Annotated in this window: 10 protein-coding genes; 3 read left to right on the forward strand and 7 right to left on the reverse strand. The window is 64.7% G+C overall.

The window, feature by feature from the left end; genetic code table 11:
* A partial coding sequence (locus tag AC1D2O_RS36955) for a helix-turn-helix domain-containing protein (protein WP_477650540.1) occupies nucleotides 1–375 on the reverse strand: 375 nt, incomplete at its 3' end.
* A gap of 83 nt (nucleotides 376–458) precedes the next feature.
* Complete coding sequence (locus AC1D2O_RS36960; RefSeq protein ID WP_478158865.1) at nucleotides 459–914, reverse strand: MarR family winged helix-turn-helix transcriptional regulator; 456 nt, start codon at nucleotides 912–914, stop codon at nucleotides 459–461.
* A gap of 143 nt (nucleotides 915–1,057) precedes the next feature.
* Here AC1D2O_RS36960 and AC1D2O_RS36965 point away from each other — a divergent pair, with 143 nt between their 5' ends.
* The 3 genes from AC1D2O_RS36965 (at nucleotide 1,058) to AC1D2O_RS36975 (ending at nucleotide 5,453) form a co-directional block, all read left to right on the forward strand.
* Entirely contained in the window at nucleotides 1,058–1,840 is a 783-nt protein-coding gene (locus tag AC1D2O_RS36965) for an enoyl-CoA hydratase (protein WP_477650542.1), read from the forward strand.
* Between the two features lie 78 nt (nucleotides 1,841–1,918).
* The gene (locus tag AC1D2O_RS36970) at nucleotides 1,919–3,652 is read left to right on the forward strand and encodes an acyl-CoA dehydrogenase family protein (protein WP_478158866.1); all 1,734 of its coding nucleotides are present in this window, start codon (nucleotides 1,919–1,921) and stop codon (nucleotides 3,650–3,652) included.
* A 160-nt stretch (nucleotides 3,653–3,812) separates the two neighbouring features.
* The gene (locus tag AC1D2O_RS36975; RefSeq protein ID WP_478094232.1) at nucleotides 3,813–5,453 is read left to right on the forward strand and encodes an alkaline phosphatase family protein; all 1,641 of its coding nucleotides are present in this window, start codon (nucleotides 3,813–3,815) and stop codon (nucleotides 5,451–5,453) included.
* Nucleotides 5,454–5,456: 3 nt separating this feature from the next.
* Here AC1D2O_RS36975 and AC1D2O_RS36980 read toward each other — a convergent pair whose 3' ends face one another.
* From AC1D2O_RS36980 to AC1D2O_RS37000, 5 genes are all read right to left on the reverse strand, one after another.
* A complete protein-coding gene (locus AC1D2O_RS36980) occupies nucleotides 5,457–6,377 on the reverse strand; it encodes an HAD family hydrolase (protein WP_478158867.1) in 921 nt (306 codons plus the stop codon).
* A complete protein-coding gene (locus AC1D2O_RS36985) occupies nucleotides 6,374–7,030 on the reverse strand; it encodes a 2'-5' RNA ligase family protein (RefSeq protein WP_478158868.1) in 657 nt (218 codons plus the stop codon). Before AC1D2O_RS36985 ends, AC1D2O_RS36980 begins: the two co-directional genes overlap by 4 nt.
* Nucleotides 7,031–7,226: 196 nt before the next feature.
* On the reverse strand, nucleotides 7,227–8,888 hold the full coding sequence (locus tag AC1D2O_RS36990; RefSeq protein ID WP_478158869.1) for a 3-(methylthio)propionyl-CoA ligase: 1,662 nt from the start codon (nucleotides 8,886–8,888) through the stop codon (nucleotides 7,227–7,229).
* A gap of 22 nt (nucleotides 8,889–8,910) precedes the next feature.
* Nucleotides 8,911–11,376, reverse strand: a complete 2,466-nt coding sequence (locus AC1D2O_RS36995) for an efflux RND transporter permease subunit (RefSeq protein ID WP_478158870.1) — start codon at nucleotides 11,374–11,376, stop codon at nucleotides 8,911–8,913.
* Nucleotides 11,377–11,378: 2 nt separating this feature from the next.
* The coding region (locus AC1D2O_RS37000) for a WD40/YVTN/BNR-like repeat-containing protein (protein ID WP_478158871.1) at nucleotides 11,379–12,536 on the reverse strand (1,158 nt) is incomplete at its 5' end.

The following is a 12,536-nucleotide window of genomic DNA, read 5'->3' on the forward strand; positions in this document are numbered from 1 at the left end:
CTTGGGGCGATGGGCCCGGTCCCACGCTGCCTGGTCGGCCTGAGTCGCTCGATAGCATCCTGGACCACCGTTGCGCTTGATCTCGCGACTTACGGTGGACGGAGCTCGCTCGAGGATCAGGGCGATCGCGCGAATCGAGAAGCCAGCCGCCATTGCACGTGAGATCTCCTCGCGCTCGGCCAATGTCAGAGCCATCGGGGACCGGCTTCGCTCCGGTGGTCGAATGCCGCCCGTACGGGACAGAATCTTTTGTACGGACGTGTGTGCCCGATTAAACAGATGAGCAATCTGATGGAGGGTCCATCCCTCCCTCCATCGTTCCCACATCAATGACTTCTGCCAGTCCGTGTAGTAGGTTCGTGTCCGGTACTTCATCTGCAACACTCCTTCTGCCGATGGCAGGCCTCAGTGTGTTGCATCGACCGGTTGAATCCGCAGCCGACTGTAGCCGGTCGCGGCTACTCGCGGTGCCCCTCGATGTCCTCGAGGGACAACTTGCGCTGTAGTGATTCCAGCCATCTTCCGACAACCTCCATTTCGTCCGCAGTGAAGCCTTCACTCAATCGCGAATTCAAGGCACTCAGCCTTGCCTTGGCATGTTGTCCGGCGGCGCGCCCCTCTTCGGTTTGATAGAGGCGAATGGCGCGACCGTCCTCCGGATCACGCCTTCGAATCAGATAGCCTGCCTGTTCGAGCCTGTTGGCGAGCCCGGACATCGCGGGTGCGCCGATTTTCAGCGCCTGCGCAACGTCTCCTACGAGCGCGCCGTCATGACGCGACAGGAAAAACATCGTTCCTGCCTGCGCCGCTGACAGGGCCATCTGCCCGTCTGCCTTGCTCTCGATCCATCGCTCCACCGACCTCTGGGCCACGTTGAGCAGGAAGACCAGCCGCGTTTTCTTCTGATCCTTCATTCATTTCTCATCTGTAAGTGCGCCGGACCGTACCGGATTGATTGGTACACGAACGGCAATTTTATTTCGCGCACGAAGTATATACTTCGCCTGCGAAATATATTCCAAGCCACCCCGATGGGGAACGAACCGTAGGAGAAACAATGACTGACCACGTAACCGTCGAATCCGCCCAAGGCGTCCTCACTCTCACGCTCGCGCGCCCGGAAAAGATGAACTCGATCACCAATGCGATGTACGCGGTGTTGGCCGACGCCCTCATTGGCGCCGAGGAAGATCCTGCCGTGCGTGCCATCGTGATCCGAGGCCAAGGCGCCATGTTCACCGCCGGCAACGACCTGGGCGAGTTCGCCGCCACTGCAGCAAGCGGTGATGCCGGCACCGGTGAGCCGCGCCATGTCGTTCGATTTCTTCGCGCCCTCGCAGGCTCGACCCGGCCACTGGTGGCTGCCGTCAATGGACGCGCGGTCGGCGTCGGGACCACCATGTTGCTGCACTGCGATTTCGTCGTGCTCGGGGAGGATGCGCTCCTGTCTACACCTTTCGTGAATCTCGCCCTCGTGCCGGAGGCTGCCTCGAGTCTGCTGCTTCCCGCTCGCATCGGCCACGTCCGCGCATTCGAGATGTTCGCGTTGGGCAAGCCGATCACCGCTGCACAAGCGTTGGACTGGGGCATCGCCAATCGGGTTGTGTCGCCGACTGAGCTTCATGGCGAAGCTCAGCAGGTTGCACAGCTTCTCGCCAGGCAGGCCGCGGGGTCGTTGAAGCTGACGAAAAGCCTCATGCGACAGGCGGAAGCCATCGCAACCCAGATGGACCGGGAGAGCGTGCATTTCACCGACCGCCTCAAGAGCGCCGAAGCGCGCGAAGCCTTCGCTGCATTTGCGCAGAAGCGGCCTGCCGATTTCTCGCAGTTCGGAGCGTGAACTCGAGGGGTCGAAGGTCCACAACAAACCATTGACGTGACACGCTGCATCGCTGACGTTCACATCGAAACCCATCCCATGAGCGCGACTCTCCTGTTCAATCCGCACGCCGCAGACTTCTGCGCCTTCGAAGCCGAATCGCGACGCATCTTCGAAGCGACGATCGCCTTCTTCGAGCAGCGCGGCAAGCGCGTGCTTCTCGAACAGGACCGCGAACGGATCTGGTATGCCGACTTCATCGAGTTCCTGAAACGGGAGCGGGTATTCGCCACGCTGCTCACGCCGGCGGCCGAGGGCGGCGGAAATCCGAGCAAGCGATGGGACACGAGCCGCATCGCGATGATGAGCCATATCCTCGGCTTCTACGGCGGGCAGTACTGGTACGTCTGGCAGGTCACCATTCTCGGCCTGGGCCCCGTCTGGCAAAGCGCCAACGCCGAGGCAAGGCAGCGCGCCGCGGCGCTGCTCGACGCCGGTGCAGTCCTCGCGTTCGGCCTCTCCGAACGGGAGCACGGCGCGGACATCTACACGACTGACATGGTCCTGACCCCCGACGGGCGTGGCGGCTACAAGGCCAACGGCGGCAAGTACTACATCGGCAACGGCAACGTCGCTGGCATGGTGTCCGTGTTCGGCCGCATCGCGGGCATCGACGGCCCGGATGCCTACGTGTTCTTTACTGTCGACAGCCAGCACCCGGCCTACAAGCTGCGCGGCAACGTCGTGGCCAGCCAGATGTACGTCGCGGCGTTCGACCTTGAAGACTACCCGGTCACTTCGGCCGACGTTCTGCATACCGGGCAGGAGGCTTTCGATGCGGGCATGAACACCGTCAACGTCGGCAAGTTCAACCTGGGCTTCGGTGCAGTCGGACTGGTCGAGCATTGCTTTTACGAGGCGATCACGCACGCGGAGCGGCGCGTGCTTTTCAACGCCAAGGTCACCGACTTTGCGCATGTGCAGGCGTTGTTCACGGATGCTTACACGCGCCTCGCGGGCATGAAGCTGTTCGGGGAGCGCGCGATCGACTACATGCATTCCGCATCCCTGGACGACCGGCGCTATCTTCTCTTCAATACCGTCGAGAAGATCACCGTCACCCGGCAAGGCGCCAAAGCGTACGCCGACCTGTGGGACGTGATCTCCGCGAAGGGATTCGAGAAGGACATGTTCTTCCAGATGGCCCAGTTCGGCCTGCAGGGCTTCCCCAAGATCGAGGGCACCGTGCACGTCAACCTGGCGCTGGCGCTCAAGTTCATGCCCGGCTACCTGCTCAACCCGGGCAATGCCAGCCCGGCGCTCAACGAGGTGCCGACGCGCAGGGATGCCGTGGACGATGAGTTCCTGTTTCGCCAGGGGCCGACCAAGGGCTTGCAAAAGGTGCGTTTTCATGACTGGCGGCCGGTCTTTGCCAGCTTCGCTCACGTGCCGAACGTCGCCGTGTTCACCGAACAGATCGATGCGCTGCGATCCATGTTCGGCGGCGCTGCGCCGTCACCCTCGCAGCAGAAGGATCTGGACTTCATGCTCGCGATTGGGGAGATGTTCACGCTGGTGCCGTATGCCGAACTGATCCTCCAGCAGGCCGCGATCGCAGGCACCGAGACGGCGCTTGTGGATCAGATCTTCGATGTGCTTGTGCGCGACTTCTCAGGCTCCGCCCTCATGCTGTTCAACAAGCCATCGGCAACGGACGCGCAGCAGTCCGCCGCGCAGAGATGCATCCGCCGCCCTGCAGCGGATCGCGCCCGCTTCGAGACGGTCTGGGGGCAGGCGCGCAGCCTGGCGGGCGCGTATGAGATGAACCCCTGAGTTGACACGCACGCCGAGATCGACACAGGTCCACGTACGTGGACTACGTGGGCGCTGGGATTGTCAAACGGCGCAACGAAGCTAGTCTTCAGCTCTGCGACCCAAAAGATCGCCTCGGAGCGCGCGGTTTCGGTCGAAATTCAGGCCAGCGAGGTGAGCCATGACAACACGGCGCAAGGTGATCGAGATCGTCGGTGCGGCAGCTGCCACCGTTGCCTTCCCCGAGATCACTCGGGCTCAAGGGTCCAGCAGCGACCGGCGCAAGGCGCTCGACCACGTGGTCGTTCTCATGTTCGAGAACCGCTCATTCGACAATCTGCTGGGTCGCCTCTACGCACCGGGCGACGTCAAGTCCTTCGACGGGGTGATCGGCAAGGATCTCAAGAACCCCATCCCGGAATGGGCCGAGCATGGAGCCGAGCGCAAGTTCGTGCCCTACGTCATGTCGTCCACGATGAACACGCCGCAGCCGGATCCGGGCGAGGAGTACCCGCATATCAACACGGATCTGTACGGAACCCTGGACCCGAAGAACCGGTTCATGCCGCTGGCGCGCATGGTGGCTCCGTACAACGCGCCGAGCGATCCGCGCCGGCAGCCCACGATGGATGGATTCGTGATGGACTACATCAGCGCCTTCACGGCCGAGATGAAGCGGCAGCCCACCTACGACGAGTACGCGCAGATCATGACGGGGTACGCGCCGGAGCAGATGCCGGTGATGTCGGCGCTGGCTCGTGGCTTCGCCGTCTTCGACCACTGGTTCTGCGAGGTGCCGTCGCAGACTTTCACCAATCGCTCGTTCTTCCATGCGGGTACGGCTTCGGGATACGTCGTCAACATGTCCCCTCCCGACTCCTTTCCCGTTCACAACAAGGCAGAGACGCTCTTCGAACGCCTGGAGGCCAAGAGACTGACATGGCGCGTCTACTGCGATGCGCCAAGCCCAGCCTCCTTCACGGGGATCATTCACGCCTCGCGATTGCGCAACCGCTTCGCGACCAACTTCTCGACGGTGGCCGATTTCCTCGAGGACGCCAGAAGAGGCCGCCTGCCGACCTACTCGTTCATCGAACCGAACCTGTGGCATGGCCACAATGACATGCACCCGCCGATCTCGGCGCTGATGCACGGCCTGCCGTACGATCCGCCGTCCTCTCTGCTGGGTGGCGACGCGCTGCTGGCAACGGTCTACGACGCGGTCCGCTCGTCGACATCGTCGAGCGGATCGAACTACCTCAACACGTTCCTGCTGGTCGCCTTCGACGAATCGGGCGGCACCTACGACCATGTACCGCCTCCGTCCGCCGTGCCGCCGAACCGCTCGGCACCGGCCGGCCAGATGGGGTTCACGTTCAATCGATCTGGCGCGCGGGTGCCCGCCATCGGAATCTCGGCATGGGTTCCCGAGCGCACCGTGGTCAACGATGAATATCGCCACACCTCCGTGATCCAGACCCTGCGCAAGCGGTGGTCGCTCGGGCGCCCTCTCACCGCACGCGACGCCTCGGCGCCGGACCTCGCCCCTGTTCTTTCGCTCGGCAAGCCGAGGACACCGGATCAATGGCCTGACGTCGCCCCCCGGCCGGTTCCGAAGTTCGACGTCGCCCTGCTTCCTCCGGATCTGCCACTGTCGCCGCTCGGCAAGGCACTGGTGCATAGCATCTTGGCGTTGGAGAAAATGTTGGGCGCAACGGTGCCGACTATCTCGCCGGATGCCCAGCTGACGGGCGCAGAGGCCATTGAAATGATTCGCGACGATGCGTTCAAGCTCTTCCCGGGGTTGCGGACCAAAGCTTGATCTTCAACCCGAAAAGACCTGCGCCCAGTCGCGCTTCATGCTGACCACCTGGAGGCCGTACTCGTCCGCGTGATCGAGTGCTTCCGCCAGCGGGCTGAGGGGGAAGTCGCGGTCGTAGGCGAATTCTCTTTCCGGGTCGTCATGGTGCAACAGCAGCGCCAGGCGCGGCCCCTCGCCTGTTTGCGTGTACCTCAGCATCGCGAGATCACCGTCGGAATTCCCGAAGGCGAGGATCGGACGACGACCTATATGGCGGGAAATGCTGTTCACCTTGACCTCACGGTCGCTGAAGCTTTCGATTTCGGCCAGCTTGACCAGTTCGCCCCGTCCGTCGCGCATCTCGAACCGCGTCTTCATGCTGCTGCCGATCACTTCATCTCGCGCCACCCCGTAGAGCCTTTCGCTGCACGCGCGCATGAGGTCGATGCCACCGCCGGAGACGACAAAGGTCTTGAACCCGTTTTCGCGCAGGAAGTGCAGCAGTTCAATCTGTGGCTTGTATGTCAACTCGGTGAAGGGGCGCCCGAGCGTCGGATTCCTGGCAGAAGCGAGCCACTGCCGGGCGAGTTGACCAAACTCGTCCACCGTCGTGCCCGAGTGCACGGTTGCTGCAAGGTGCAGCAGGTCCTCTTTCTCGAGGGCCGGGATCTTGGTCATGTCGTGCTCGAGGAAGGTCTTGAACGGATCGCGTGTTCGAAACGATGGATCCGCTTGCGCCAACTGTTCTAGGCGTGCCCGCGCAAAGAAGAACTGGACCTGGAGGGGGCGCTCGCACCAAAGGGTGCCGTCGTTGTCGAAGGTCGCGATCCGATCGGACGGCGGCACGAAATCGGAACTGCCCGACCGGGTAATCCTTTCGACGAAGTCCACGATCGCAGTGCGCGACGGACCGTCGTTCCAACTGGAAAGCCTCTTCGGATTCATGCCCGCTCCTTGAAATTCCACGCCTTGAGTTTCCTGGCCGCAGTGCCGAACTGGCCCAGCTGATAGATGGCGGCGCCGCTGAACGAAAAGCTGAACGGCTCGAACGGTTCGGCGAGCATTTCGTCGAGGTATTTGCGCGAGGCAACGCCGGTGGTGACGTGCGGATTGAAATGTTCACCGGAAGCCTTAAGCACGAACACGGAAACGTACTGAATGAGCATCGGGTCGATGACAGGGTCATCGGGTGTCGTGACGAACGCGGCCGAGTCGCCGGTCTCGGTCGTAAACGGCGTCACCGCCTCGATCAGCGCCTCCTGCAGCTGGAGGAGCTGAGGCGTGGACTTCGCGACGATGCCGGCCAGCCCGATCTCCTGGCTCGGGATGTAGTAGTACTTGATGGCCTCCAGCTCCATGTCGCCCAGTCGGGTTCCAGCGACGACCTTTTCGACCGCGGCATACACCTCGTCCAGGTCCGCGGTGCGGACGAACCGCTGCACCAGCGTGACGTGCGGGCGGTGGGTCGCGTCCAGAGCAAACCCCTTGGGGAAAACCTGAAGCAGGCGAGCGTTGTTGGCTTCAGCGTGCTCGAGCATCCTGGCGTCTGGCTCGAGCAGGATGTCGATCGCTGTGACGGGATTGTTCGGGATGGTCATGTCTTCAATCCCCGGCTTCCGAGGCCGGAGACCCCTTGTCATCTGCGACCCGGTGCGGTGCAGAGCGCCCCGCATCGCGGCAGAAAGGATTCAGTATAGGCATCCATCCAGGACAGGCAAGGTCTGCTGTGGGGCGGCAAGACCCACGGATGTCCGCGGCCAGGCCAGTTGGCAAAACACCGCGGAACGTTCCTGGTCATGACACATCGCGGCGGGCTGAAGGCGCCGGCAACGGATGGTCCCGGTACAACTCTCGCAGCCGGTTCTTCAGCATCTTGCCGGTGGCACCCAGCGGGATGGCGTCGACAAAGACCACGTCGTCAGGCGTCCACCACTTGGCGATCTTGCCTTCGTAAAAGCCCAGCAACTCGTCGCGCGACAAGGGCTGGTCCGGCTTCCTCACCACCACCAGCAGCGGGCGCTCGTCCCACTTGGCGTGGGGCACCGCAATGCAGGCGGCCATGGCCACCTGCGGGTGGGCCATGGCAATGTTCTCCAGATCGATGGAACCGATCCATTCGCCGCCGGACTTGATCACGTCCTTGCTGCGGTCGGTGATCTGCATGATGCCCAACTCGTCGATGTTGGCTACGTCGCCGGTGGGAAACCAGCCCTTGCCCTCGGCCTTCACCAGCGGCGAGTCGCCCTCGCCGCGGAAGTATTGCGAGACCACCCAAGGGCCACGCACAAGCAGATCGCCGCTGGCCTGTCCATCCCAGGGCAGCTCGGCGCCGTCCTCGCCGACAATCTTCATGTCGACGCCGAATACGGCGCGGCCCTGCCTGGCCTGCACCGCGTAGCGCGCCTCTTCCGGCAAGGACTGATGTGCAGGCTTGAACGTGCACACCGTGCCCATCGGGCTCAACTCCGTCATGCCCCAGGCATGCAGCACCGCGACACCGTAGCGTTCCTGGAAGGCGCGCATCATCGATGGCGGGCAGGCCGATCCGCCAATGATGGTGCGACGCATGGTGCGGAAGCCGAGCTTGTTGGCCTCGACGTGCGCCAGCAGGCCCTGCCACACGGTCGGCACACCGGCCGAGAGCGTGACGCTTTCGCTTTCGAACAGGTCGTGCAGCGACTTGCCGTCCAGTCCGGGTCCTGGAAACACCAGCTTGGCACCGACCATGCAGGCGACGTACGGCAGGCCCCACGCGTTGACGTGGAACATCGGGACCACCGGCAAGATCGTGTCGCGGGCCGAGCAGTTCAACATGTCGGGCAGCGCCGCCGCGAAGGTGTGCAGCATCGTCGAGCGATGGCTGTAGAGCACGCCTTTCGGATTGCCCGTGGTGCCGGAGGTGTAGCAGAGCGACGAAGCGGTGTTCTCGTCGAACTCCGGCCACGCGAACCGGTCGCTGCCCTCGTCGATCAGGTCCTCGTAGCACAAGAGGCCCTCGATGCGGCTGTCCTTGGGCATGTGCTGACGATCCGTCATCGCGACGAAGTGGCGGATGGTCTTCACGCGCGGCGCGATCGCCTCCACCAGCGGCAGGAAGGTGAGGTCGAAGAACAGCACCTGGTCCTCGGCATGGTCGGCGATCCACACCAGCTGGTCGGCGTGCAGGCGCGGATTGAGCGTGTGCAGCACGGCGCCCGATCCCGAGACCGCGTAGTAGAGCTCCATGTGGCGATGCCCGTTCCAGGCCAGTGTGGCCACCCGATCCGAGCGCGTCACATCCAGCGAGGCCAGCGCATTGGCCACGCGGCGCGAGCGCGCAGCCATGTCGCGGAAGGTGTAGCGGTGGATGCCGCCCTCGACACGTCGGGAAACGATCTCCTGCTCGCCGTGGTGCCGCTCTGCATGCGTGAGCAAGGAGGAAATCAGCAGCGACTGCTGCATCATGAGTCCGTTCATTTGTCTTTTCCTTTGAATGAGATCAGGCCGGCACCAGCGTGGCGTCGGGATCGGTCTGTTCTTCTTTCCTGAAGTGCCGGTCGCTCAGCAGGAAGTGGGACAGCGCCGGGATCAGCACGAGMGCGCCGACCATGTTCCACAGGAACATGAAMGTCAGCAGGATGCCCATGTCGGCCTGGAACTTGATCGGCGAGAAGGCCCAGGTGATCACACCGGCGGCCAGCGTCACGCCGACGAGCGCGACCACGCGGCCGGTGAAGAGCAGCGCATCGCTGTAGGCCYGTGCCAGGCTCAGGCCGCGGCGCTGYCCGGCCAGCTGCACGCTCAGCAGGTACAGCGCGTAGTCGACGCCGATGCCCACGCCGAGCGCGATCACCGGCAGGGTCGCGACCTTCACGCYGATGCCCAGCAGCACCATCAGCGCCTCGCACAGGATCGAGGTGATGACCAGCGGGATCACCGCCACCACCACCGCGCGCCACGAGCGGAAGGTCAGGAAGCACAGCGCGATGACCGCGGCATACACGTACAGCAGCATCGTGCGGTTGGCCTCGTGCACCACGATGTTGGTYGCCGCCTCGATGCCGGCCGAGCCGGCGGCCGGCAGCACCTGCACCACGGCGGGGTCGGTCGGATGCTCGGCGACGAACTTCTCCACCACGCGCARYACCTGCTGCAGYGTCTCKGCCTTGTGGTCGGTGAGGTAGGCCACCAGCGGCATCACCGAGCATTCGGTGTTGAACATCTCCGGGTTGTTGACCGTGGCCTGCTGCGCGCCGTAGTTCAGGATGTCCTGGTTGCGCGAGATGGTCTGCCACTTCGGGTTGCCTTCGAAGGAGCCGGCGGTGATCTGCCGCACCACGTCGGTCAGCGCGATGGTGGTGCGCACCTGCGGCAGCTGCTGCAGCTCCCARGCCAGRCGRTCGACGTGCACCAGCGTGTCGTACTTGAGGCAGCCTTCCTTCGGCGTCTTGATGATGACCGCGAACAGGTCGCTGGACAGCGAGTAGTTCTTCGTGATGAACGCGTTGTCGCGGTTGTAGCGCGAGTCCGGCCGCAGCTCCGGCGCGCCGGGGTCGAGGTCGCCGACCTGAAGCCGCGTGCTGATCGCATAGCCGCCGACGGTCAGCGCCAGCGAGCCGAGGATGGCGGCGAGCGCCCAGCTGCGCTTTTCCGCGAAGTGGCCCAGGAGGCGCCAGACGCGCCCCCCGCGGCCGGCGGCCTGTTCCTGTTCCAGCTCGAGACTGCGGGCGGCCGCGGCCGGGCTCACGCCGACATACGACAGCAGCACCGGCAGCAGCAGCAGGTTGGTGAAGATCAGCACCGCGACGCCGATGCTGGCGGTCAGCGCCAGTTCGCGGATCACCGGGATCGGGATCAGCATCAGCACGCCGAAGCCGATCGCGTCCGCCAGCAGCGCGGTGACGCCGGCGAGGAACAGGCGGCGGAAGGTGTAGCGCGCGGCCACCAGCCGATGCGTGCCGCGGCCGATGTCCTGCATGATGCCGTTCATCTTCTGCGCGCCGTGGCTGACGCCGATGGCGAAGACGAGGAAAGGCACCAGCATCGAGTAGGGATCGAGTTCGAGCCCCGCAAGACGCACCAGACCGATCTGCCAGAGCACCGCCACCAGCGARCAGGCCAGCACCATCGCCGTGCTGCGCACGCAGCGCGTGTAGCCGTACAGCAGCAAGCCGGCGACGATCGTGGCGACGCCGAAATACAGCATCACCTGCAGCAGCCCGTCGAGCAGRTCGCCGATGATCTTGGCGAAGCCGATGACGTGCACCTTCACGCCCCAGGGCTTGCCGTCCGGCGCGAGKCCGTGCTCGTACTTGTCGCGGATCCTGGTCTCGACTTCTCGCGAGAGCTGCCAGTARTCGAGGCGGCCGTCCTTGSCGCCGTCGAGCAGCGGCGCGACGATGGCGCTCGACTTGAAGTCGTTGGCCACGATGCTGCCGACGAGACCCGCRCGCGCGACGTTGAGCCGCAGCCGCTCSACGCTGGCMGGYGCGCCGTTGAAGTTGTCGGGCATGACCGGCCCGCCTTGAAAGCCTTCCTCGGTCACTTCGGTCCAGCGCGTGGCCGGCGTCCACAGCGACTTGACCCAGGCGCGGTCCACGCCCGGCGTCAGGAACAGGTCGTCGTTGATGTGCTTGAGCGCATCGAGGTAGCGGGCGTCGAAGATGTCGCCCTTCTCGTTCTCGACCACCACGCGCAGCGTGTTGCCCATGCCGCGCAGTTCGCTGCGGTTGTTCAGGTAGTTCTGGATGTAGGGATGACCCACGGGGATCATCTTGTCGAAGCTGGCGTTGAGCGCGACGCGGGTGGCGAAGATGCCCAGCACCAGTGTGGCGACCAGGCAGGCCAGGGTCACCGCCAGGCGGTGGTTGAAGACGGCGCGCTCCAGCCAGTTGCCGGAGTCGCGCGGGAAATCCGCGAGGTCGCGCACGACCGGCATGCGGTCGAGGCCTGAAGAGACTGCCATTTCTATTTGTCCTTGGTCGCCARCTCGACGGTGCGCAGGCCACGCGGGCCACCCACGACCAGCGAGGCATTCGAGCTGAACGCGACGGCGGCCAGCGGCATTTGCGGGCGCAGGCCCGAACGGGTGAAGTGGCGTCCGCCATCGACGCTCAGCRCRATGCTGCCGCCCTGGTCGACGAGCGCCACGGTGCCGTTGGCGGCGACCGCGCCGCTCACGATGCTGGCCGGCAGGCCGGTGTCCACCGGCTGCCAGSWCTGGCCTTCGTCGACGCTCAGGAAGGCATTGCCGCGCATGCCGAAGGCCAGCACGCCSGCGCTCGTGGCCAGGACGCCGAAGAAGCTGCCCTTGTAGGGCGAGGTCAGCGCGCGGAATCGCCGGCCATCGGCGTCGAGCTTCAGCAGCAGCCCGGCTTCGCCGGCGGCGTAGGTCGCGCCGCGCGMGSCGCAGATGGCATAGATGCTCAGCAAGCCGGGGTTGTCGACGCGGTCGAACCACGACTCCCAGCGCTTGCCGCCATCCGCGGTGCGCAGCACGAGCCCGTAGGCGCCGACCACGAAGCCCTGGCTGGGGCTGTGGAAATGCAGGTCGAGGAAGGGCTTGTCGGGGCCGGCCTCGGCGTTGCGCCTGGCTTCGTCGAGCAGCTTGCGGTCGGTGTCGCTGGCATCGGCCGCGGCGGTGCGTTGCTGCATCTGGTCGAGCACCAGCGCATTGGCCTGGCGTCCGTCGAGCAGTCGCTTCCAACCGAGGCCGCCGTCGCGCGTGCCGAGCACCACGCCGTCGTGGCCGGTGGCAAAGCCGATGCTGTCGTCGACGAAACGCACGGCGGTGAGGTCGGTGCTCACCGGCACCATGGACTGCACCCATGCCTGGCCGCCGTCGGACGAATGCAAGACGTGGCCGCGCTGCCCGACGGCCACCAGGCGGTCGCCGGCGCGCGCGATGCCGGTGATGAGGCGCTGGTCGGCCACCGCGCTCATGCGTGCCGGCAGGTCGAGCATCTCGCTGCCGCTATGGGCTCGGCCGGCTTCGCCGGCGCGGGCGGACACGCCCGCGCCGGAAGCCAGGGCGGCCAGGAGGATGCTGCGACGCTGCATGCCTTCTCCCGTCAGCGCACGCCGGAGCCGGCCAGGGCGTCCGCGGACCAGGCGTTGGCCGACTGC

The sequence above is a fragment of the Variovorax sp. P1_G12 genome, from assembly GCF_056405555.1.